The sequence below is a fragment of the Aliihoeflea sp. 2WW genome, from assembly GCF_000497755.1.
Lineage (GTDB): Bacteria > Pseudomonadota > Alphaproteobacteria > Rhizobiales > Rhizobiaceae > Aliihoeflea.
Window position 1 is genome coordinate 72544 of sequence record NZ_AYOD01000016.1, and the last position, 22275, is coordinate 94818.

General features: G+C 60.4%; 19 protein-coding genes. 16 read left to right on the forward strand and 3 right to left on the reverse strand.

The features are described 5' to 3' along the window. The first annotated feature begins 65 nt into the window (after nucleotides 1-65). Both ALII_RS0110715 and ALII_RS0110720 read left to right on the forward strand, forming a co-directional pair. The gene (locus tag ALII_RS0110715) at nucleotides 66-1550 is read left to right on the forward strand and encodes a SulP family inorganic anion transporter (protein ID WP_024587315.1); all 1485 of its coding nucleotides are present in this window, start codon (nucleotides 66-68) and stop codon (nucleotides 1548-1550) included. A gap of 16 nt (nucleotides 1551-1566) precedes the next feature. Beyond that, nucleotides 1567-2418, forward strand: coding sequence for a universal stress protein (locus ALII_RS0110720; RefSeq protein ID WP_024587316.1), 852 nt, complete (start codon nucleotides 1567-1569; stop codon nucleotides 2416-2418). Between the two features lie 302 nt (nucleotides 2419-2720). On the opposite strand, the gene arsJ is transcribed toward ALII_RS0110720, so the two are convergent. Genes arsJ through ALII_RS23105 form a run of 3 tightly spaced genes read right to left on the reverse strand, consistent with a single transcriptional unit; the run spans nucleotide 2721 to nucleotide 5460 of the window. Next, nucleotides 2721-3977 carry an organoarsenical effux MFS transporter ArsJ gene (gene arsJ, locus ALII_RS0110725; RefSeq protein WP_029660409.1) on the reverse strand — a complete coding sequence of 419 codons (1257 nt, stop codon included), beginning with the start codon at nucleotides 3975-3977 and terminating at the stop codon, nucleotides 2721-2723. Nucleotides 3978-3991: 14 nt separating this feature from the next. Then, nucleotides 3992-5002, reverse strand: a complete 1011-nt coding sequence (locus ALII_RS0110730; RefSeq protein WP_024587318.1) for an ArsJ-associated glyceraldehyde-3-phosphate dehydrogenase — start codon at nucleotides 5000-5002, stop codon at nucleotides 3992-3994. Next, entirely contained in the window at nucleotides 4999-5460 is a 462-nt protein-coding gene (locus ALII_RS23105; protein ID WP_244437420.1) for an arsenate reductase ArsC, read from the reverse strand. The genes ALII_RS0110730 and ALII_RS23105 overlap by 4 nt, the downstream gene beginning before the upstream one ends. Nucleotides 5461-5938: 478 nt before the next feature. Here ALII_RS23105 and arsH point away from each other — a divergent pair, with 478 nt between their 5' ends. The 14 genes from arsH to pstA all read left to right on the forward strand — a co-directional run bounded on the left by arsH (nucleotide 5939) and on the right by pstA (nucleotide 22274). Continuing rightward, nucleotides 5939-6670: an arsenical resistance protein ArsH gene (gene arsH, locus ALII_RS0110740; RefSeq protein ID WP_256483952.1), complete on the forward strand. Its 732-nt coding sequence runs from the start codon at nucleotides 5939-5941 to the stop codon at nucleotides 6668-6670. Nucleotides 6671-6737: 67 nt separating this feature from the next. Then, the gene (locus ALII_RS0110745) at nucleotides 6738-7070 is read left to right on the forward strand and encodes a metalloregulator ArsR/SmtB family transcription factor (RefSeq protein WP_024587321.1); all 333 of its coding nucleotides are present in this window, start codon (nucleotides 6738-6740) and stop codon (nucleotides 7068-7070) included. A 55-nt stretch (nucleotides 7071-7125) separates the two neighbouring features. Then, nucleotides 7126-8529, forward strand: coding sequence for an FAD-dependent oxidoreductase (locus ALII_RS21970; protein WP_024587322.1), 1404 nt, complete (start codon nucleotides 7126-7128; stop codon nucleotides 8527-8529). Further along, the gene (locus ALII_RS0110755) at nucleotides 8526-9740 is read left to right on the forward strand and encodes an MFS transporter (protein WP_029660412.1); all 1215 of its coding nucleotides are present in this window, start codon (nucleotides 8526-8528) and stop codon (nucleotides 9738-9740) included. Before ALII_RS21970 ends, ALII_RS0110755 begins: the two co-directional genes overlap by 4 nt. A 50-nt stretch (nucleotides 9741-9790) precedes the next feature. Further along, entirely contained in the window at nucleotides 9791-10639 is an 849-nt protein-coding gene (locus tag ALII_RS0110760) for a PhnD/SsuA/transferrin family substrate-binding protein (RefSeq protein WP_024587323.1), read from the forward strand. Next, nucleotides 10636-12084, forward strand: coding sequence for a HAMP domain-containing sensor histidine kinase (locus tag ALII_RS0110765; protein ID WP_024587324.1), 1449 nt, complete (start codon nucleotides 10636-10638; stop codon nucleotides 12082-12084). Before ALII_RS0110760 ends, ALII_RS0110765 begins: the two co-directional genes overlap by 4 nt. Beyond that, nucleotides 12074-13405, forward strand: a complete 1332-nt coding sequence (locus tag ALII_RS0110770) for a sigma-54 dependent transcriptional regulator (RefSeq protein WP_024587325.1) — start codon at nucleotides 12074-12076, stop codon at nucleotides 13403-13405. The genes ALII_RS0110765 and ALII_RS0110770 overlap by 11 nt, the downstream gene beginning before the upstream one ends. 139 nt (nucleotides 13406-13544) lie before the next feature. Then, on the forward strand, nucleotides 13545-14075 hold the full coding sequence (locus tag ALII_RS0110775; protein WP_024587326.1) for an arsenate reductase (azurin) small subunit: 531 nt from the start codon (nucleotides 13545-13547) through the stop codon (nucleotides 14073-14075). A gap of 11 nt (nucleotides 14076-14086) precedes the next feature. Further along, a complete protein-coding gene (locus ALII_RS0110780; RefSeq protein WP_024587327.1) occupies nucleotides 14087-16606 on the forward strand; it encodes an arsenate reductase (azurin) large subunit in 2520 nt (839 codons plus the stop codon). Nucleotides 16607-16674: 68 nt separating this feature from the next. Further along, entirely contained in the window at nucleotides 16675-17061 is a 387-nt protein-coding gene (locus ALII_RS0110785; protein WP_024587328.1) for a cytochrome c family protein, read from the forward strand. Next, nucleotides 17058-18329: a gephyrin-like molybdotransferase Glp gene (gene glp / locus ALII_RS21205; RefSeq protein WP_024587329.1), complete on the forward strand. Its 1272-nt coding sequence runs from the start codon at nucleotides 17058-17060 to the stop codon at nucleotides 18327-18329. The genes ALII_RS0110785 and glp overlap by 4 nt, the downstream gene beginning before the upstream one ends. 140 nt (nucleotides 18330-18469) lie before the next feature. Then, entirely contained in the window at nucleotides 18470-19507 is a 1038-nt protein-coding gene (locus ALII_RS0110795) for a substrate-binding domain-containing protein (protein ID WP_024587330.1), read from the forward strand. An 81-nt stretch (nucleotides 19508-19588) separates the two neighbouring features. Next, a complete protein-coding gene (pstC, locus tag ALII_RS0110800; protein WP_024587331.1) occupies nucleotides 19589-20971 on the forward strand; it encodes a phosphate ABC transporter permease subunit PstC in 1383 nt (460 codons plus the stop codon). After that, nucleotides 20964-22274, forward strand: coding sequence for a phosphate ABC transporter permease PstA (pstA, locus tag ALII_RS0110805; RefSeq protein WP_244437406.1), 1311 nt, complete (start codon nucleotides 20964-20966; stop codon nucleotides 22272-22274). Before pstC ends, pstA begins: the two co-directional genes overlap by 8 nt. Nucleotide 22275 lies beyond the last annotated feature (1 nt).

Consider the following 22275-nt stretch of genomic DNA (forward strand, 5'->3'; position numbering starts at 1 on the left):
CCGTTCTCCCGGTGCGACCCTCCTATGTCAGGGCCGCTGGTTTGGTTTTTCTCATCTGGAACTTCATGACCTCCTTGTCCGCTTACCGCGCGCAATGGTTCGGGAATGTGCGCGGTGACCTGCTCTCCGGGCTGGTCGTTGCACTTGCGCTCATTCCCGAAGCCATCGCATTTTCGATCATCGCCGGCGTTGATCCCAAGGTCGGCCTTTATGCCTCCTTCTCGATCGCCGTCCTCATCGCCTTCGTGGGCGGTCGCCCCGGCATGATCTCGGCAGCAACAGCCGCAACCGCCGTTCTCATGATCACGCTGGTCCGCGATCACGGCCTGGAATATCTGCTCGCCGCAACGGTGCTAGCGGGGCTTCTGCAGATCGCCGCAGGCTTCCTGAGACTGGGCTCGGTAATGCGCTTCGTTTCGCGCTCGGTGTTGACAGGCTTCGTCAACGCCTTGGCGATCCTGATCTTCATGGCGCAGATTCCCGAACTCGTCGGCGTGCCGAACCTGACCTATGTGATGGTCGCAGCCGGCCTCGTGATCATCTATCTCTTTCCCTATGTGACAAAGGCGGTCCCGTCGCCACTCGTCTGCATCATCGTCCTAACCTCGGTCGCCATCCTGTTCGGCTTCGACGTCCGCACGGTCGGTGACATGGGCGAGTTGCCGTCCACTCTTCCCATCTTCCTGATCCCGGACATTCCACTGACCGTCGATACCTTGCTGATCATCTTGCCCTATTCGGCAGCGGTCGCCGTCGTGGGCCTACTCGAATCCTTGATGACGGCACAGATCGTTGATGACCTCACCGACACGCCATCGGACCGGCATCAGGAATGCATCGGCCAGGGCATCGCCAACACGGCGACTGGCTTCATCGGCGGCATGGCCGGCTGCGCGATGATCGGTCAGTCGATCATCAACGTGAAGTCGGGCGGACGCGGACGACTGTCGACCTTTGCCGCTGGCGTCTTCCTCCTGTTCATGATCCTGGTTCTGGGCGATCTCGTAAGTCGGATTCCGATGGCTGCGCTCGTGGCGATTATGATCATGGTTTCGATCGGCACATTTTCATGGTCTTCGATCCTCAACCTGAGGGATCATCCCCGGTCCTCCTCCATCGTCATGCTGGCGACGGTCGTCACCGTCGTCGTCACCCACAATCTGGCCTATGGCGTGCTGAACGGCGTTCTTCTGTCAGGCATCTTCTTTGCCTGGAAGATCGCGCAGCTCTTTCGCGTCTCATCCAGCCTCAGCGCCGACGCGCGTCATCGGATCTACGTCGTCGAAGGCCAGCTCTTTTTCGCATCGGCGGAAGATTTTATGGCCGCTTTCGATTTCAAGGAGGTGCTCGAAAAGGTCACCATCGACGTGTCGGGCGCGCATATCTGGGACATTTCCAGCGTGGCCGCGCTCGACATGGCGGTACTGAAGTTCCGCCGGGATGGAGCCGAGGTGGAAATCGTCGGCATGAATGCGGCGAGCGAGACCATCGTCGACCAGCTCGCCATTCACGACAAGCCCGGCGCGCTCGACAAACTGATGGCGCATTGAGGAAAGGGACATACGAATGACCGAAAAACTCATCGCCCTGATCGACGGCTCGATCTATTCCAAGAGCGTTTGCGACAACGCCGCTTGGATTTCGCGGCGCACTGGTGCGCCCATCGAACTCCTACACGTTCTCGGCCGGAGGGAAACGGCGAGTTCGGACCTGTCCGGCTCGATCGCACTTGGCGCTCGCACGGCCCTGCTGGAAGAACTGTCGAGCCTCGACGAGCAGCGTTCCAAGCTGGCTCGGAAGCGTGGCCGTGCCATCCTCGAAGACGCCGAAGAAATTCTCCGCTCCGCTGGCGTCGAGAACGTAACTTCACGGCTTCGCCATGGCGATCTCCTGGAAGAGGTCGCGGCAGCCGAGTCGGATTCGCGCGGCATCGTCATAGGCAAGCGCGGGGAGGCTGCAGATTTCGCCAAATTGCACCTGGGCTCCAATCTTGAGCGCATCGCGCGATCTGCGACGAAACCGGTCTTTGTCGCCGCACGAGCATTCCGCCCGATCGAAAAGGTTCTCATTGCTTATGATGGTGGGCCGAGTGCGATGAAGGCGGTCGATCATATTGCGCGAGCGCCGCTGTTCTCGGGACTCGATATCCGACTGCTGACCGTGGGAAGCGAGAGCACCGACCTGGGTCGGCGGCTGGAGGACGCGAAGGCCATCCTCAAGGCAGGCGGGCATAACGCATCGGCCGAAATAGTTCCTGGCCAAGTTGAAAAAGCGATCTCGGGCTTTGTGGATCGCGACAGCATCGACCTTCTCGTCATGGGAGCTTACGGTCACTCACGCATCCGCGCGATGATTATCGGTTCCACGACAGCGGAGATGATCCGCTTATGCAAAGTGCCGGTTGCGCTGTTTCGGTGAGTGAGGCGTCCGCCTTCTGCAATATGACCCTTGAAGCTGCTGGTCCGCTTCCCACCCCGCCGAGCCATTCCGGCGTGCGCAGCGCACACTGCCCGTGGACCGACAGGAGTCGACCCCATTGTGGTCATTTAGCTCGCATCGGCGGCGTCCCGAAAGCTGCCCTTAAACACCTAAGTCTGCGCTGAGGGCACGAGTCCCCAAATCTGCAACTGTTTATCCCGTATGGGCGGACGTAGCGTTGGCAACCGAGGAAATGCAAACCGTAGCGTCTGCAGCTACCTTCAGCATAAATCCAGCGTTTGCTATGCCACCCCCAGCTCAGTTTTCCGCCCGGAATCAACGTCCAATCGCCGAGCCGCCCACCAGCTTAGGCCCGCCATGGTGCCTGCCGTTGCCAGGCATAAAGTCAGTCCGCCCATCTGATAGCTGATGCCAGACAAAAGCGTCCCAAGAAGGCGTCCGGCGGCGTTAGCCATGTAGTAGAATCCGACATCGCGGGTGATCCGACTGGCGTCGCCGTAGGCGAGGATCAGGAACGAGTGAACGGCCGAGTTGATAGCGAACACGAAGCCGAACACGAACAGTCCGCCGATAAGGAAGGCCGTCAACCAAGGAGACGGATTGCCCGAAGCAAACGCGGTCGCAGCCAAAATGAATGGGATAGGAACCAGCACACCGGCCCACCAGATGGCTTTCCTGGCAACTGCATTTTCATCGAGACTCGCGGCCTTCAGAATGCGGGGAGCCGAAGCCTGGACCGCTCCGTATATAATGATCCACGCAGCGAGGAAGCCACCGATCACGAAAAAGGCCCAACGTCGCCCTTCCTCGGTGCCGTCCGACAGGACGGCTTGGAAATAGATCGGCACGCCAACCACGAACCAGACGTCGCGGGCCGCGAACAGGAACATGCGGGCGAGGGAAAGTCGGTTGACGCGCTGATCCGGCGAACGCCAGGCAGAGAACTTCGCTCCTTTGTCCTTGGCGGGCAGCCCTGCCGGCAGGAAGAGGGCGACCGCAATCAAAATGGCGAGCAAAATCGCGGCCATTCCCCATATGGCCGTTTCGAACCCCGCCAGAGCCAGCAAAGCAGCACCTAGAAAAAATCCTAGACCCTTTACCGCATTCTTCGAGCCGGTCAGCAGTGCAACCCAGCGGAATAACGTGCCATCCCCTTGGGGCGCGAGCAGCTTGACCGCGGATTTCGAGGACATTTTGGCAAGGTCCTTCGCGACGCCGGAAATACCTTGGACTGCCATGACAAACACAACGGATGCGACGACACTCCATGTCGGATCGAGTTGCGCAAGCGCCGCCAATGCCGCGATTTGCAACGCAAGCCCGCCGTAGAGCGTAGCGGCTAATCCGAACCGCGCGGCCAGCCAGCCCGCGTATAGATTGGTCACGATCCCGGCTACTTCGTATAAGAGGAACAGCCAGGCGAGCTGGATCGGCGTGAAGCCGAGGCCATTGAAATGAAGCAACACCAGCATGCGCAATGCGCCGTCCGACAGCATGAATGCCCAGTAGGAGGCCGTGACGGCAACATAGGCGCGCATAGGGCGGGTGGCACTCACAGCGCACCCGCTATCATGCGGACGATATCGGCAAGACGGCAGGCATAGCCCCATTCATTGTCGTACCATGCATAGATTTTAAGCTGCGTGCCGTTGATCACCATGGTCGATGGGCCGTCGATCACAGCCGAGCGGGGATCGTTGGTGAAGTCGCTGCTTACAAGGGGACGCTCTTCGAAGCCCAAGATGTTCTTCAGCGGCCCTCTAGCCGCAGCCTTGAACAATTCATTGACCTCTTCTGCCGTCGTGGCTCGCTCAAGCTCGAAGACGCAATCAGTCAGTGAAGCGTTCAGCAAGGGTACGCGAACAGCGTGGCCGTTGAGACGGCCCTTCAGCTCGGGGTAGATAAGCGTGATTGCCGTTGCGCTGCCGGTCGTCGTCGGAATGAGATTCGTCAAGGCGGAGCGGGCGCGCCGCATGTCCTTGGCCGGACGGTCAACTATCGTCTGGGTGTTTGTGACGTCGTGGATCGTCGTGATCGATCCGTGACGGATCCCGAGATTTTCGTGAACGACCTTCACCACTGGGGCAAGGCAGTTGGTCGTACAACTCGCCGCCGTCACCAGCCAGTGGCGGTCAGGTTCGTAGAGCTCATGATTGATTCCGTAAACGAGATTGAGTGCGCCGCCGTCTTTGACCGGGGCTGATACAATCACCTTCTTCGCACCGCCGGTTCTATATGGTTGCACCTTCGCGGCGGTCTTGAATACGCCAGTGCAGTCGATCACCACGTCGACGCCGAGTTCAGCCAGTGGAAGCGCCTCGATCGTTCGTTCGCGAGCGAGGCGAATGCGTTTGCCGCCGAAGGTCAAGCTGTCGGCATCATGGCCGATTTCACGTTGCCATCTTCCGTGGATGCTGTCGAATTCCATGAGCAGCGCATGTTGCTCCGCATCTCCAGTTGCATCGTTCAGAAGAACGATGTCGCCTCCGGAGCCGTTGTCGATCAAATCCCTCAGAACGAGCTTCCCGATCCGGCCAAGACCGTTCAATGCGATGCGTGTCATGAGGATAGGGTTCCGATCCGGTCAAGTTGTCGTTGGAGGTCACGCGCTTCGAGCGCGTCAAAGGGGAGGTCTGAAAAAACTTCTATTCGTCGCCGTAGTGTCGCGTAGGTTTCCCGGAAAGCCTCGTTCTCATCGGGGCGGCCGACCGGGTCCGGTACGCCCCAATAGGAAGCAACAGGTCGACCTTTGTGGGGGATGCTGTCCGCGACTGCCGCGCGGTCGCAAACGGTCAGCACGATGTCCATAGGCGGGCCGTCGACCAGCGTCCTCACACTCTTGGAGGCCAATCCCGACGTTTCGTGTCCGTTGCGGCCAAGGATAGCGAGCGTTCCGGAATGGATACGGCCCGTAGGCGAGGTGCCGGCCGAGAATGACCGAAACCGCTTTCCGCCAATGTCGCGCAGAAGCACTTCCGCGCAGATCGAGCGGGCGGAGTTCCCCGAGCACAGAAACAGCACATTCAACCTGTCATCCGATCGCCGCCGCTTCCCTTTCGTAATCGGTCCGCACAAATCCGGCCGTCCTCGACAACAATCGTCGACGAGAAATTGGACCAGGTTCTCGGTTGCCGCGAGATCTACGGAGTAGAATAGCGACCGGCCGCTTCTTTCAACCGACACCAGGCCTTGTTCGAAGAGTTCGGAAAGGTAGTGCGACAACGTGTTGGGCTTGAGACCCAGTTCAGCCCCGATCTCCGTAGGCCGCATTCCGTGTGGGACGAACCGCATGAGGAGGCGGAATACCCCCATACGGCCGGGATGGCCCAACGCGGCAAAACGCGAGACTGCTCGACTCGTTTCCATATTTCCCGAATATGGGAAATGTTATGCCGGGTCAACCATCTGACGTATGGCCTCGCGGAAGTTGCTGGGGTTGACGGCACGGCGATGCATGAATATCTATAATTCTAGTTATATCGAATAATAGGAATCAGTGTTGCCCCGCAACCATATCGAAATTGACGATCTGCCCAACATCTCCGCCGCTGAGTTCAAGGGCATCGACCGGGATGCCCTGTTCGGCGGGGGAGCATCAAGTCATGCCCCTCGTATCCTGATGCTCTATGGGTCCTTGCGTGAGAGATCCTTCTCGCGGCTTGCGACTGAAGAGGCTGCCCGCATCTTGAGACGCCTCGGCGCTGAGGTTCGGATCTTCAATCCATCCGGACTACCGCTCCCGGATTCGACCTCGCCCGATCATCCCAAGGTAAAGGAACTGCGTGACCTGTCACTTTGGTCGGAGGGCCAGGTCTGGTGCTCGCCCGAACGTCACGGCTCCATGACGGGAATAATGAAAGCCCAGATCGACTGGCTTCCGCTCTCGTTGGGTGGCGTCCGGCCAACTCAGGGCCGAACGCTGGCGGTCATGCAGGTATGCGGCGGCTCGCAGAGCTTCAACGCGGTCAACCAACTGCGCGTTCTCGGCCGGTGGATGCGGATGTTTACCATCCCCAATCAGTCCTCGGTCGCAAAAGCTTTCAATGAGTTCGACGATAGCGGCCGCATGAAACCATCTGCCTATTACAACCGCATCGTCGACGTCATGGAGGAACTGGTGAAGTTCACGCTCCTCTTGCGGGATCGTACCGACTATCTGACGGATCGTTATTCCGAGCGCGTTGAAACCGCCGCCGAGGTTTCTAGGCGGGTTAATCAAGGATCGCATTGACGAATGCTAATTCGATGATAATCGAAATTCATTTGACGGTGCCATTTTGCCCGCATAGGCTTTGGCCATGAACCTCGATCAAGCAGCACGGCAACTGGAGGCGCTCGGCAATCCGACGCGTCTCAACATCTACCGGATCCTCGTCAGGGCGGGGGCCGAAGGACTGCCCGTAGGCAGCATCCAGGATAAGATCAAGATCCCGGCATCGACGCTTTCGCATCACTGCAAGAGGCTTGTCGATACCGGTCTGGTCACGCAAGAACGGCAGGCAACGACACTCATCTGTCGCGCGCAATATCCGGCAATGCAGGCTTTGATAGGGTATCTGGCGGATGAATGCTGCGCAGATGGATCATGTCCTCCGGTATTGGCGTCGCGACGATTGAAATCCGAGGCTTAATTTTTTTACCGTGCTATTTCGAAATTTCGAGAATAACCAAATGAGGACGGCCGCTATGTTGGATTTTCCAGTCGCGATCATCGGTGCCGGACCGGTCGGGCTTGCGGCCGCTGCCCATCTCGTCGAGCGCGGATTGAAACCGGTCATCTTCGAGCGCGGCGAGGATGTCGGGGCGTCGATGCTTGAGTGGGGCCATGTGAGGGTGTTTTCGCCTTGGCGGTACAATATCGACCAAGCTGCGAAGCGTTTGCTGGAAAATGAAGGCTGGGTCCATCCTGATCCCGATGCCTATCCCACCGGTCGGGAGATCGTCGACTGCTATCTGCGCCCGATCGCACTGACGGCACCAATCGCCGCGGGCCTTCACCGGGGTTCCGAAGTCACCGGAATAACGCGGCGCGGCCACGATCTGATGTCCAGCAGTGGACGCGAAGCCGCCCCGTTCGTCGTCCGCTACACTTCGCAGGGTGGGGCGCGTTCGTTCCTCGCACAGGCCGTTATCGATGCGTCGGGTACGTGGAGCCGTCCCAATCCGATCGGCGTCGATGGGCTCCCGGTCGATGGGGAACTCGAGAACGCAAACCGCATCGCCTACGGAATTCCAGATGTGCTTGGGCGGAATCGCCAAGCGTATGCCGGACGCCGGGTCCTGATTGTCGGAAACGGCCATTCGGCCATCAGCACCGCGATGTCCCTTGTCGAACTCCAGAATCACGCTCCGAATACGGAAATCTTCTGGGCCCTTCGCCGCAATCGCGTCGAAAAGTTGATTGGCGGCGGATTGAACGATCAGCTGCCTGAACGAGGCGCTCTTGGTCTGGCCGCAAAACGGGCAATCGATGCTGGGCGGGTTACCTTGTTGGCTCCGTTCTCGGCCGAGCGTATCGCACGCATCGGCAATGGGCTGCAGTTAGAAGCGATACTTGGGGGCAAGCCCTATACCCTCGTCGTCGATCAGATCGTCGTCGCGACCGGGTTCCGTCCCGACTTCTCGTTGCTGCGTGAACTGCGCATCGGGCTCGACCCTGTCGTGGAGGCCCCGCCCGCACTGGCTCCATTGATCGATCCCAACGTTCATTCCTGCGGAACCGTCCGTCCCCATGGGGTCGCGGAACTGCGCCATCCCGAACTCGGCCTTACGATCGTCGGGTCGAAGTCCTATGGTCGGGCACCAACATTTCTAATGACTACGGGATATGAGCAGGTTCGGTCCGTGGTTGCAGACCTGGTGGGAGATCACGAGGCGGCACGCGATGTCAGGCTTATCTTGCCCGAAACCGGGGTTTGCGGCGTGCCTGCCGACAACCCGGCGTCCACGCAGTGCTGTGGTGAACCCGCCGTAGCCGTGGATACTTGTTGTGCGGACGACGCCGCCGCGAAAGCGGCAGGTCAGTCGGGCTGCGGCTGCAGTATCGCAATACCGTCCCGCACCAAAAATGCGGTCGGTTGCTGCCCATGAAGGGCGCGCCAGTGCCGGAACCGACCGGCTGGTTCATCAGCGCGCTCGGTATTGCGCAAATCTGCTCATGGGGCACGCTCTTCTACGGTTTCCCCCTGATCGCGGAAGCCATGCGCGCCGATCTGGGATGGTCCAAGCCGACGCTCTACGGTGCCGCGACGGTGGGAATGCTGCTCGCCGGGTTGGCCGCATATCCCGTCGGTGCCGCAATTGACCGCGGCCACGGACGTAGCCTGATGGCCGGTGCTTCGGTGGCGGCAGGGATTCTCATGGTGGCTTGGTCGCAGGTGCAGGGCCTGACGATGTTCTATCTGGTCCTGGCGGCACTGGGATGCATGCAGGCCGCGACGCTCTACGAGCCCGCCTTCGCAGTGATCGCGCGCCGCGTCGGACCGCTCAACGCCCGCAAGGGAATCACGGCACTCACCTTGTGGGGCGGCTTCGCGAGCACTGTATTCATTCCCGCAATCCAGATGACCATCGAGTGGTATGGATGGCGGGGCGCGCTGCTGGCGATGGCGGCGGTCAACGTCGTTGTCTGTGGCGGGCTCTACTTCCTCGCTATCGATCCGTCCCGCGATGCCATAATCCGTGCCGTCGATCCGGAAGGCCAATCGCCGCCGACCGGCAGGTCGGCCGTTGCAGCGGCGATGAGGAAGCCTGCATACTGGGGATTGTTGATCGCATGGGTATCCTATGCGGCCGCTTTCGCCTCGCTCACCTACCACTTGTTCCCGCTGCTGCTTGAGAGAGGGCTGGATTCCGCTGGCACAGTGATCGTTCTGGCGGTCATCGGTCCCGCGCAGGTTGTCGGGCGCATTCTCGTCCGCGCATTCGCAGCCGAGGCACCAGTTCGCAGACTGGGCTCGATCATCGTCGTCGTCTTCCCGCTCGCTGTGATCGGCTTCGCGTTCGCACCTCCGGAGGTTACGACTATTGCTGCCGTGGCGGCCTTTTACGGCGCTGCGAACGGGATGATTACAATCGTGCGCGGAATGGCCGTGCCGGAGATGATTTCGCGGGAGGGATATGGCGCAGTCAACGGCTCCCTGGTCGGGCCGATGAACATCATGACGGCGCTGGCACCCTTGACTGCTGCGCTCATCTGGCAGGCGAGCGGCGGATACGGGACCGTTCTGGTCGCAATCTTCGCAGGTTCAGTGACCCTGTGCGCGGGATTCTGGTTCGCGGCTTGGCAAACCCGAGGATGAGCCTTGGCGCGCGACGTTCCTAAGCGGTAATCTGCAAGCTGGAGGTCCGAATGAAGCGTCGCGAGTTCCTGCAAATGACGAGCGCTGCGGCGCTATTTCCTCGCACGGCCCACGCGGGTTCGACGCCGTTCCGCTTCGGCCTGACGCCCGTCTTCTTGTCGAACGATCTCGAGGTCACGGAACGCCTCCGCAGCTACTTTGCGGCGAGGCTCGGGACTGACGTGGAGCTCGTCACCCGCCGCACCTATCAGGAGATCACGGCACTCGTCGTTTCCGGGCAGATCGATGCAGCCTGGATTTGCGGCTATCCTTACGTCCAGTATCGCGAAGAACTCGAGCTTCTTGCGGCTCCGGTATGGCGCGGCCGGTCACTTTATCAGTCCTATCTGATCGTGCCGGCCGGTCGCCCGGTTGATGACTGGACGGACCTGCGCGGCGACGTCCATGCCTTCTCGGATCCGGATTCCAATTCCGGCTACCTCGTCACCCAAGCCCTGCTCGCCGAGAGCGGCCTTCGCGAACAGGACTTCTTCCCGCGGACAATCTTCACTTACGGCCATCGCAACGTGATCCGCGCTGTCGCTGCAGGCCTTTGCACGTCGGGGAGCGTCGACGGTTATGTCTGGGAGGTCATGCGGGCAACCGAACCGGCGCTGGTCGACCAGACGCAGGTCTTGCGCAAATCGGAGTGGCTTGCTTTCCCTCCGCTGGCAACTTCGAGGGGATTGCAAGACGACAAACGGGTTCGTGACTTTCGCGATGTACTCCTGGCCATGGCTGACGACCCTGAAGCGGCGTCGATCCTGTCCCAACTCCAACTCGATGGATTCGCCCATTGCGATCCTGCGGAGTTTGACGCGATCGCAACGAAGTTCGCAACCTACCGGAGGTTCGGTTGATCGCTCGTTGGCGAGAGATACCTGTCACCTACAAAGTGCCGTTCATCGTGGCGCTGTTGATGGTCGCGATCAGCGCCGTCCTGTCGGAGCGTGTTCTCGATCGTTTGTCGAGAACGCAGGAAAGCCACATTCAAGGACTGGCCAGCACCTACCTGGATGGTCTGTCGTCGACGGTTTTGCCTGCGGTGTTGCGGCAGGACGTCTGGGAAACGTTCGACGCGCTCGACCGGTCCGCCGATGCCTACGAGGCTTTGAGGCCGATCGACGCCGTCGTGACCGGCACCGACGGCAATGTCCTTGCTTCCAGCGACCCGGCGATGATCCCCTCGTTCCAACCACCGCCCGAAGGCTTTTTGGATCGGTATGTCGGCACGGGAATCCAGATCGAAAAGTCTCAGGAAGTCGGCTACGCCAGGCGGGATCTCGTGTACCAGGGACTCCCGGTGGGCGCGATACACGTCTCTTTCGACGTTTCTCATCTGTTCGAGGAACGTCGCGAGATCCTCATGACCTTGTTGCTCACCAATGGCGTTCTGGCGCTTCTCTTCGGGGTGGCCGGCTTCCTCATCGTTCGTCAGATGATCGGGCCCATGCGGATTCTGGAAGACCATATGCGTGCTGCCGCATCCGGAATCGCCAAGCCAATTTCCGAGGGACTGGCAGGTCGCACGCCGTCAGAGGCCCGGAGACTCTTCGAGGGTTACAACGCACTGGTCGAAGCCGAGCGCGAGCGCAAGAATCTCGCGATGCGGCTTGTCGAAGAAGAGAAGGTGGCTGGTCTCGGGCGGCTCGCCTCTGGCATGGCGCATGAGATCAACAACCCCCTCGGGGGGCTCCTGAACGCAGTCGACACACTCAAGACCCATGGAGAGAGCGAAAAGGTTCGCCGTACGTCGATCAGCCTGATCGAACGCGGGCTGCAAGGGATTCAGGCGGTGGTCGAAGCGATGCTGTCCACCTATCGTCCGGAACGACAGGGCCGATCGCTCTCCCGTATAGATTTCGATGACATCGCCCTTTTGGTGGCACCGGAGCTGCGTCGGCGACAGCAGCGTATCGAATGGAGCTTCAACTGGGCCGGGCACCCTGAGTTAGACATTCCGAGCGGGCCTGTCCGCCAAGCTCTGTTGAACCTCGTGCTGAATGCCATTGCCGCCTCGCCTGAACGCTCCGAGGTGCAGATCAACATTGGCGTGGATACCAGACGGATCCACATCGAGGTGATCGATGCCGGGGAAGGCATTCCGGCCGACATGGCCGTGATCCTGACCGACAGGAATCCTGATCCTATTCTGCAGTCCGGCAGGGGGCTGGGGCTCTGGATGGTGCGCCGCATGGTTGACGAGGTCGAAGGATCGGTCTCAATTTCGTTTTCGCAGGAAGGACACACGACAGTGTCGCTGGAATTGCCGTTTGGACGGGAGGAGAAAGCCGATGCAGCCTGACCGGCCGTTGATCGGCCTTGTCGAGGATGACGCGGTCATGGGCGGATCGCTTGTCCAGCGGCTTGATATCGAAGGTTATCGAACGGTCTGGTGGCAGAGCGGCGCAGACGCTTTGGCAGCATTGTTGGCGAGAGCCAGAGAGTTCGATCTTGTCGTGTGCGACATTCGCCTCCCTGACATGACGGGTGAAGACGTCTTCGAACGCCTCGCCAAGGAGCCGGAAGCGCCTCCAGTCATGTTCGTTACGGGATTTGCGGAACTGGATCAGGCCGTCCGGCTGATGCGCGCGGGGGCTGTTGACTTCATGACGAAGCCCTTTGCGACGCCAGACTTCCTGCAACGGCTTTCGAACAACCGCCGGAACAAAGTCCAACGCGAGCCGACCTCCTACGTGCTTGGCGAGTCGCCTGCAATTCGACGTGTCGAAGATCTGGTGCGCAAGTTCGCGGCGCACGACCTTCCGGTCCTCGTTACAGGTGAAACCGGGTCTGGCAAGGAAGTGGCGGCCCGTCTATTGCATGACCTGTCTCCGCGTGCAAATGCGCCCTTCATTGCCGTCAACTGCGCCGCCATTCCCGCAGAGCTGCTCGAGAGCGAACTGTTCGGCCACGAAAAAGGCGCGTTCACGGGCGCGGTCCAGCGACACCTGGGGTACGCCGAGCGTGCGGGAGACGGAACGCTTTTCTTGGACGAGATCGGAGATATGCCGCCCTTGATGCAGGCTAAGCTCCTGCGACTGATCGAGGCCGGTTCCTTCTCGCGCGTCGGCGGAGAGGTGGAACTTCCCTTCCGCGCACGCGTGGTCGCAGCGAGCCATCGCGATCTTTCCATTGGCGGCGGATTCCGTGAGGACCTCTACTTCAGGATCGCCGTCTTGCCGGTCTCGATCCCGCCGCTGCGATCCCGCCCCGAGGACATCACCTGGCTGATGGATCGGTTTCTAGACGCAGCGGCAAGTCGGAGTGGCGGGCCCGGGTTTCGTATCAGTGCGCTCGCGGAGGACATGGCCCTGGAGCACGACTGGCGGGGAAATGTCCGTGAGCTAAGGAACCGGTGCGAACGGGCGGCCGCCTTGGCAGTGGATGACTGGATTATGCCGGGCGACCTCTTTCCCGAAAAGTCCTCAATCCAGGGAGCAGGCGACTTCCTGCCATTGGCGGACGCTCGTGAGGCCGCAGAACGAAGGCAGATCGAACGCGCCTTGCGTGAGACATCCGGCCACATATCCAAGGCTGCGACCTTGCTCGACGTGTCCCGAACGACACTGTTCAACAAGATGTCGAGGCACGGTATCGGAGAGCGTGAACGTTCAGAAACGTGAACATCGCCGGTCACGGACTGTTCAGTTTCTTGCACATTAGGATCGACAAAAAGCTTCGCGAACCGTTGGATCTCCGGGCTTTCACTATCTGGCATGCAGGATGCAGTGATCTTCCCGACGAACAGTGTGGGAGGACACCATGTCAGGTTGCGAAAGACTCATCGACGCTGGGCGACGGCAATTCCTGCGGGGCAGCGCTTTTGCTGCCGCGGGCGCGGCCGCCTCGGCAACTCTTCCGGGCAATGCTGTCGCGCAGACTGCATCTCCCGCCATGGCACGGGTGGTTTACCCGTCGAACCGTCTCGCAAACGTCGCCGATCTGACGGTCAACGAACCGTTGGACGTCGCCTACCCGGACGATACGGCCACGGGCGTCCTGTTGAAGCTGGGAACCAAAGTCGAAGGCGGCGCGGGTCCGGACGAAGATATCGTCGGGTTCTCAACGGTGTGCCCGCACAAGGGCTATCCGCTGGTGTACAGCGCCGATGACCGGACCCTCAATTGCCCCGGCCACTATTCCCGCTTCGACTGTGAGGCTGGCGGCCAACAGATATGGGGCCAGGCAACCCAGAACCTGCCGCAATACGCACTGCGAGTGGACGAGAAGGGCGACATCTATGCCGAGGGCGTGGATGAACTCATCTACGGCCGCTTGTCCAACGTGCTCTGAGGGAGGAAGTCATGGCATACAAGAGACAGATCGATCGCCTGCCGATCATCCCGGCCGATGCGACCCGGCAGAATGTCACCTGCCACTATTGCATCGTCGGTTGCGGCTACAACGCCTACTCGTGGCCGATCAACAAGCAGGGCGGCACGGCTGCGGCGGATAATGTTTTCGGGGTTGACCTCGCGGAGCAGCAGTACGCCGATTCAGACGCTTGGTATTCGCCGTCGATGTACAACATCGTTAAGCAGAACGGGCGCGACGTCCACCTCGTGATCAAGCCTGACCAGGAATGCGTGGTCAACTCGGGACTGGGATCCGTGCGCGGCGCGCGCATGGCCGAAATGAGCTACTCGCGTGCGAGGTCCACCCAGCAGCAGCGTCTGACTGATCCGCTTGTCTGGCGGTATGGCCAGATGCAGCCGACATCCTGGGACGATGCCCTCGATCTGGTAGCGCGCGTCACTGCCCGCGTCGTCGCCGACAAGGGTGAGGACGCGCTTTTTGTTTCCGCCTTCGACCATGGCGGAGCAGGCGGCGGTTACGAAAACACCTGGGGCACCGGCAAGCTCTATTTCGGCGCGATGAAGGTGAAGAACATCCGGATTCATAATCGTCCGGCCTACAATTCCGAGGTCCATGGAACGCGCGACATGGGCGTGGGCGAACTCAACAACTGCTACGAGGATGCCGAACTCGCGGACACGATCATGGTTGTGGGCGCGAACCCGCTTGAGACCCAGACCAACTATTTCCTGAACCACTGGGTACCGAACCTTCGTGGCACATCCCTGGACAAGAAGGACGAGCAACTCGGGGGCGAGCCTCACGACCGCGGACGCATCATCATCGTCGATCCGCGCCGCACCGTCACCGTCGCGGCCTGTGAGGCCGAGGCTGGAGCCGAGAACGTCCTTCATCTCCAGATCAATTCCGGCACCGACCTCGCCTTGTTCAACGCGATATTCACTGAAATCGCAGAACGCGGGTGGGTCGATCATGAATTCATCGATGCGAGCACGGCGACGGAGCTAGGCACAGGGGACGGCACCGATCCCGCCCGCCCGGCAGTATTGACGAACTTCGCCTCGGCGCGCGACGGCAACCGGATGACAGTGGAAGAAGCGGCAGAGATAACCGGCATTTCCGCCGACGAAATCCGCAAGGCCGCAAGCTGGATTGCCGAGCCCAAGGAAGGTGGTGCGAGACGCCGCACCATGTTCGCCTACGAGAAGGGGTTGATCTGGGGCAACGACAACTACCGCACTAACGGAGCGCTGGTGAACATTGCGCTGGCGACAGGCAATGTCGGTCGTCCGGGAGGCGGCGTAGTGCGGCTTGGCGGCCATCAGGAAGGATATGTCCGTCCGGCCGATGGTCACGTGGGACGTCCGGCCGCTTATGTCGATCGCCTCCTGATAGAAGGCCAGGGCGGCGTCCATCACATCTGGGGTTGCGACCACTACAAGACGACGCTCAATGCTGCCGAATTCAAGCGGGTCTACAAGCAGCGCACCGACAAGGTGAAGGACGCCATGAACGCGGTCCCCTATGGCGACCGGGAGGCAATGGTTGACGCCATCGTCACTGCGATCGACGACGGCGGTCTCTTCGCGGTGGACGTGGACATCGTCCCGACGAAGATCGGCGAGGCATGCCATGTGGTCCTTCCGGCGGCGACTTCGGGAGAAATGAACCTGACTTCGATGAATGGCGAGCGCCGAATGCGTTTGACCGAACGCTATATGGACCCGCCCGGACAGGCCATGCCGGATTGCCTGATCGCGGCACGCATCGCCAACAACATGCAGCGCGTGTTCGGGGAGATCGGGAAATCGGAGATCGCTGGGAACTTCAATGGCTTCGACTGGCGGACCGAGGAAGACGCGTTCATGGACGGATACAACGCCAACGCAAACGGCGGCGAATTCGTCACCTATGAGCGCCTTCGCGAGATGGGCAACAACGGCTTCCAGGAGCCCGCGACAGCGTATGAGAACGGCCGGATCGTCGGAACGCAGCGGTTGTACGCCGACGGCAAATTCGGGACGGAAGACGGCAAGGCTCGCTTCATGCTGGCTGAATGGCGCGGACTGCAGGCACCTGGCAAGCAGGAACAGAAGGACCGGTTCCCGTTCCTCATCAACAACGGGCGGGCAAACCTGGTCTGGCAGTCGGCATATCTCGACGTCGAGAATGATCTAGTGATGGATCGTTGGCCGTTCCCCTTCATCGAAATGCATCCCGACGACATGTCGAAGGTCGGGGTCAAGGAAGGTGATCTCGTGGAAGTCTTCAATGAGGCCGGATCAACGCAGGCGATGGTCTATCCGACGCCCTCGGCCCGGCCGGGGGAAACCTTTATGCTGTTCGGCTATCCGACGGGCGTGCAGGGCAACGTTGTCAATGCCGGAACCAATGAACTGCACATCCCGAACTACAAGCAGACCTGGGGCGACATTCGGAAGATTTCGGATGCCCCCGCTTCGGTTGCCCACCTCTCATTCAAATCCAAGGAATACAGGGCGGGCTGAGGGCCGATTTTCGGACCGCCGTCATCATCCGGCGGCGGTTTCCCTTTCGACAGCATTTCGGAGAGATGATGAAATACCTTATCAAGTTTTTCGCCCCGGCGATTTTCGCAGCAGGTATCGGTCAAGCGACGGCCCAAGATGTGGAAGCAGGCAAGAAGCTCTTTGCCCGCTGTGTCGCGTGCCACAACATCGATACTACAGCCAACAAGATGGGACCTCATCTTCAAGGGATTCTGGACCGCCCGGCGGCCTCCGTCGAGAGCTTCAAATATTCACCCGCCATGACCGAGGCTGCCGACGCGGGACTTGTCTGGGACGAGGCATCCTTGCGCGAGTATCTTGCTGATCCGAAAAAGAAGGTTCCAGGGACACGGATGGTTTTCCCGGGATTGAAGAAGGATGACGAGTTGTCGAACATCATCGCTTACCTCGAAAGTGTTCCGGCAACCGAATGAATACGCGGGCGGCAATCGCTTCCCACGATTGCGAAGCAGCCGCTGGAAAAGCGCCGGCGGTCAGCGTGGATGCTGCTCGAAGAATGGCTGTGGAGGCTGCCGACGCGGTCGCGCAGACGACAACGCTCGACCTGGGTTCGGCGATCGGGCGCGTGATCGCCGCTGATTATTCGTCGCGTCTGGATTTGCCTCCGTTCAACGCTTCCGCAATGGATGGCTACGCCGTTCGCGGCCCCTACGGGTCGAACGAAGGACCAAGTCGGTACCGTATCGTTGCGGAGACCCGCGCAGGCGATGCTGCCGCTTCCTGCATCGATAGCGGAGAGACCGTACGCATCTTCACCGGCGCGTCGGTGCCGACGGGCTGCGACGCCGTCCTGGTGCAGGAGCAGTGCATTCAGGTCGAGGATTCGATCGAGCATTTCGGTCGGGTTCGTGCTGGGCAAAATGTTCGGAGGCGCGGCGAAGACGTCAGGCTTGGCCAGAGCCTCGCACAGTCCGGCATCACCCTGACGGCAGGTCGAGCGGCATTGCTGGCGGCTGGCGGCCACTCTGCGGTCTCTGTCTTTCGAAGGATAAAGGTCGGGCTGCTCTCCACCGGAAACGAGCTGCGCGAACCTGGAGCGGACTTGTCGTTCGGCCAGATTTACAACTCGAACCGCATGTTCCTGTCCGGAATGCTGGCAACCCATGCCTGGGTCGAGATCGTCGATCTTGGAACCGTCCCGGACGATCCTGCATTGCTGCATCGCGTCTTCCGCGAAGCGGAAGACTCCTGCGACGCCCTGCTCACGACGGGCGGTGTCTCCGCCGGATCGGCTGACCATGTGACACGCGTCATGCGAGAAGCAGGCGCACGATTCGACGTGATGAAGGTTGCCATGCGTCCGGGAAAGCCTTTGAAGATCGGGCGGCTCCGGAAGCTCATGGTGCTGGGGCTTCCCGGTAATCCGGTAGCTGCCTTGGTCGGGTTCCGCCAATTTGCACTGCCGGCCCTTAGAAAGATTGCCGGGCATGTATCTACCGGGCCTGTATGGAGAACAGGTGTTGCCGCCTTTTCCTATGCCAAGCGAACGGGACGGACAGAATTCTTACCGATCAATTTGGTCGGCGAGGACGATGACGGACGGCCGCTAGCGCACTTGGCAGGCAGCGGATCGTCGGCCAGCGTTTTTGGTTTGGGCAGCGCGGAGGCGATCTGCATGCTGCCTTCGGGTACCGACCGTCTTGTGCCGGGGGATCGTGTATCCTTCGAAGCGCTGTACTGAAGGTTTGGCCCGTCCACTGCTGGCTGAAGGCGCTCGGACCGCAATCTAACTGTCATCCACTTGTTACATGGACTCGGTACTCCAAGACCGTCGCCTCGCAAGGCGTCAGCAGAAGAAAATTCTGAACAGGAGTGGGCTCCATGAACAAATTCGTCTTGACGGCCTCTGTGGCCGCCATCGCAATCGGCGCGGCCGCTGGCATCGCCAACGCTCAATCGCGCGACCAGATCCGCATCGTCGGCTCGTCGACAGTGTTTCCCTATACGCAGGCGGTTGCCGAAGAATTCGCCAACATGGGCAACACGGCACCGGTCCTGGAATCGACTGGCACGGGCGGTGGCATGCAGATTTTCTGCGGCGGAGTCGGCACGGAACATCCGGACATCACGGGTGCCTCGCGTGCCATGACCGAGGGCGAGTACGAGACCTGCGTCGCAAACGGCGTCGACAACATCACCGAAGTCCTTATTGGCAATGACGGCCTCGCAATCGCCATCTCGCAGGATGGTCCGGACATGGACCTGACCAAGGCCCAGATTTTCCAGGCGCTCGCGGCTGAAGTCGAGGTCGATGGCGAAGTCGTCGCCAACCCCTATACGCGCTGGAACGAGATCGACGCGTCGCTCCCCGACACCGCCATCAACGTTTTCGGCCCACCGCCCACATCCGGCACGCGCGACGCATTCGTCGAGCTTGTGATGGAAGAAGGCTGTGAATCCTTCGAGGCCATCGCCGCTCTGGAAGAAGAGCGGATGGAAGAGGTCTGCCAGCGCATGCGTACCGACGGTCCGTTCGTCGAAGCTGGCGAAAACGACAATCTCATTGTCCAGCGTCTCCAGGCCGACGACAATGCGGTCGGCATCTTCGGGTACTCGTTCCTGTTCGAGAACCAGGACACGCTGAAGGCGGTCGCCGTAGATGGCGTCGAGCCGAATGCCGACACCATTGCCGACGAATCCTACGGTGTCGCGCGCCCGCTGTTCTTCTACATCAAGAATGCCCACCGGGGGGTGATCCCGGGTCTGCAGGAGTTCGCGGAAGAGTACGTCTCGGAAGAGTCGTTCGGCCCGGGCGGCTATCTGGAAGAACGGGGCCTGATCCCGCTCGCGGACGAACAGCGTGAAACTACGCGGACGACCGTGGCAGAAGGTGCGCATTTCGACCGCTACACGCAGTAACCGTATCCCTGGGTTATCCGGGCCGCGTTTCGCTATGCGGCCCGGATAACAACCTTTGCTGGCGACATCTCGAGGGGTGCCATGACCGGATATCTCTTCCTGACGATCATCTTGTTTTCGCTGGCCGCGTTCTATGTCGGAAGATCCGCCGCAACCCGCTTTGCCGTTGCCGGAGACCGCCTGGCCGTCCATTCCAGACCAATCTATCACGGTGCGTTTGCCGCCATTTGGGTCGGCTTGCCCGCTCTCGTCCTTGTCTTGGTATGGTTGCTATTCCAGGACGGAGTGGTGCGGACCCTAGTCGTGCAATCGCTGCCACCCTCACTGACGGAAGGGGCGAGCTCGTCCCAGATTTCCCTGTTCGTCAGCGAAATCCGCAACGTTGCGGCCGGTCGTATTTTCGCCGAGCCGCGACCGGAAATCGCAGCCGCTGCCGAACGCTATGCAAGTTGGACCGTCCTTGCCAATTGGGCGATGGTCGTTGTCGCGTTATGCATGATGGCCTTGGCCCTCTTCCTGGCGCGGGTTCGGATTTCCCCGCGCTACCGTGCCCGTCAGAGCTTCGAGCGCGCGCTCGACATCATCATGATCTCCTCGGCTGCGCTCGCCATTCTCGTGACGTTCGGGATCATCGTTTCCCTGACCTATGAAGCGATCCAGTTCTTCCGGCTCGTTCCGCCGACCGAATTCTTCTTCGGTCTGAATTGGGAGCCCCAGATCGCCATCCGCGCCGACCAGGTCGCTGGGACCGGTGCATTCGGTGCCGTTCCGGTCTTTACGGGTACATTGCTGATTGCCGCGATCGCGCTGATCGTCGCCATACCGGTAGGGCTCCTGTCCGCAATCTACCTCGTGGAATTCGCAAACCGCCGAGTTCGCGGCATCGTCAAGCCGATCCTGGAAATCCTCGCTGGCGTCCCGACGGTTGTCTACGGCTTCTTCGCAGTCCTGACCGTCGCGCCGGCAGTCCGACAGACTGGCTCGCTGTTCGGTATTGCCATTTCCCCCAACAGTGCGCTCGTTGCAGGCGGGGTGATGGGCATCATGATCATTCCCTTCATCTCATCCCTTGCGGACGACGCTCTCAAGGCTGTGCCGCAGTCCATGCGCGACGGTTCGCTTGCATTAGGCGCTACGCCCGCGGAAACTATCACTAAGGTTCTGGTGCCGGCAGCCTTGCCCGGAATCATGGGCGGCATCCTCCTGGCGGCCAGTCGGGCAATCGGCGAGACGATGATCGTCGTCATGGCGGCCGGACTGACTGCCAACCTTACAGCAAATCCGCTGGAGGGCGTTACGACCGTCACGGTCCAGATCGTCACTCTGCTGATCGGCGACACTGCCTTCGACAACCCAAAGACCCTATCGGCCTTCGCACTCGGTCTCGTGCTGTTCGTCGTCACGCTTTGTTTGAATGTCGCGGCCCTAAAAATCGTCCAGCGATATCGCGAGAAATATGAGTAATCCGATGATAGAGCCAACGACGACGACCCGCGCGGCAGCCAGGATTGACTGGAACTCCGGCACGGCACGCTCCCTGCGCAAGAAGCGATACGCGGCCGATCGACGGCTGCGGTTCTACGGCATCGCGGCGATCTCCATCGCGGTTCTCCTGTTGGGCATCTTGCTCACCTCGCTCGTATCCACAGGCTATCTTGCCTTCGTACAGACACACGTGACGATGGACGTGGCCATCGATCCGGAACAAGTGCCGGTCGACAATCCGGCCGAAGGCAATTACCGAGCGATCGTCGCGGACGCTGTCCAGCGGCTGTTTCCAGACATCGATGGTCGTTCCGAGCTTCGGAACGCGGTAGGGATCGTCACGAACGGCGCACAGGTGATGTTGCGCAACCAAGTGATCTCCGACCCTTCCTTGATCGGCAAGACGTTCTCAATCCAGGTCCCCGTGTCGGATCCGTACGACCAGCTATACAAGGACGTTATCGACAGGGATTTGCCTGAGAACCGGAGGCGTTTGAACGACGAGCAAATTGCTCTCTTCGAGACGCTGGAAGACCGCGGGCTGATCGAGGCCAAGGCGAACTGGGCACTTCTGTTCAATGCCGACAGCCGCTTCCCCGAACTGGCCGGTCTGGCGGGGGCGATCGTTGGCTCGTTCTACGCGTTGCTACTGTGCTTCGTGATCTCGTTTCCGGTCGGCATCGCGGCCGCTATCTATCTGGAGGAATTCGCGCCCAAGAACCGCTGGACGGACCTGATCGAGGTCAACATCAACAACCTCGCAGCGGTGCCATCGATCATTTTCGGCCTGCTCGGACTCGCCGTCTTCATTCAAGTCTTCGGCCTCCCGCGTTCGGCCCCACTGGTCGGCGGCCTGGTCTTGGCATTGATGACACTCCCGACCATCATCATCGTCACGCGCAACTCCCTCAAAGCAGTGCCGCCCTCGATCCGCGAGGCCGCCCTGGGCATCGGCGCATCCCGGCATGAAGTGATCCTGCATCACCTTCTGCCGCTTGCTATCCCAGGTATCCTTACGGGAACCATCATCGGAATGGCCCAGGCATTGGGTGAGACCGCTCCGCTGCTCCTGATCGGCATGAACGCCTTTCTTACCTCTCCGCCTGGCGGAATCATGGAGCCGGCGACATCTCTGCCGACGCAAATTTTTATCTGGGCTGACAGTCCCGAACGCGGATTTGTTTCCCGCACCTCGGCGGCAATCCTCGTCCTGCTCGGCTTCCTGATCCTCATGAATGCCATCGCCATTTACCTGCGATCGAAACTAGAGAGAAAATGGTAGG

What these genes read in the sequence shown, in the direction of transcription:
- ALII_RS0110715 (WP_024587315.1), top strand. Translation starts at nt 66, where the DNA reads ATGACCTCCTTGTCCGCTTACCGCGCGCAATGGTTCGGGAATGTGCGC.
- ALII_RS0110720 (WP_024587316.1), top strand. Translation starts at nt 1,567, where the DNA reads ATGACCGAAAAACTCATCGCCCTGATCGACGGCTCGATCTATTCCAAG.
- arsJ (WP_029660409.1), bottom strand. Translation starts at nt 3,977, where the DNA reads ATGCGCGCCTATGTTGCCGTCACGGCCTCCTACTGGGCATTCATGCTG.
- ALII_RS0110730 (WP_024587318.1), bottom strand. Translation starts at nt 5,002, where the DNA reads ATGACACGCATCGCATTGAACGGTCTTGGCCGGATCGGGAAGCTCGTT.
- ALII_RS0110745 (WP_024587321.1), top strand. Translation starts at nt 6,738, where the DNA reads ATGAACCTCGATCAAGCAGCACGGCAACTGGAGGCGCTCGGCAATCCG.
- ALII_RS21970 (WP_024587322.1), top strand. Translation starts at nt 7,126, where the DNA reads ATGTTGGATTTTCCAGTCGCGATCATCGGTGCCGGACCGGTCGGGCTT.
- ALII_RS0110755 (WP_029660412.1), top strand. Translation starts at nt 8,526, where the DNA reads ATGAAGGGCGCGCCAGTGCCGGAACCGACCGGCTGGTTCATCAGCGCG.
- ALII_RS0110760 (WP_024587323.1), top strand. Translation starts at nt 9,791, where the DNA reads ATGAAGCGTCGCGAGTTCCTGCAAATGACGAGCGCTGCGGCGCTATTT.
- ALII_RS0110770 (WP_024587325.1), top strand. Translation starts at nt 12,074, where the DNA reads ATGCAGCCTGACCGGCCGTTGATCGGCCTTGTCGAGGATGACGCGGTC.
- ALII_RS0110775 (WP_024587326.1), top strand. Translation starts at nt 13,545, where the DNA reads ATGTCAGGTTGCGAAAGACTCATCGACGCTGGGCGACGGCAATTCCTG.
- ALII_RS0110780 (WP_024587327.1), top strand. Translation starts at nt 14,087, where the DNA reads ATGGCATACAAGAGACAGATCGATCGCCTGCCGATCATCCCGGCCGAT.
- ALII_RS0110785 (WP_024587328.1), top strand. Translation starts at nt 16,675, where the DNA reads ATGAAATACCTTATCAAGTTTTTCGCCCCGGCGATTTTCGCAGCAGGT.
- glp (WP_024587329.1), top strand. Translation starts at nt 17,058, where the DNA reads ATGAATACGCGGGCGGCAATCGCTTCCCACGATTGCGAAGCAGCCGCT.
- ALII_RS0110795 (WP_024587330.1), top strand. Translation starts at nt 18,470, where the DNA reads ATGAACAAATTCGTCTTGACGGCCTCTGTGGCCGCCATCGCAATCGGC.
- pstC (WP_024587331.1), top strand. Translation starts at nt 19,589, where the DNA reads ATGACCGGATATCTCTTCCTGACGATCATCTTGTTTTCGCTGGCCGCG.
- pstA (WP_244437406.1), top strand. Translation starts at nt 20,964, where the DNA reads ATGAGTAATCCGATGATAGAGCCAACGACGACGACCCGCGCGGCAGCC.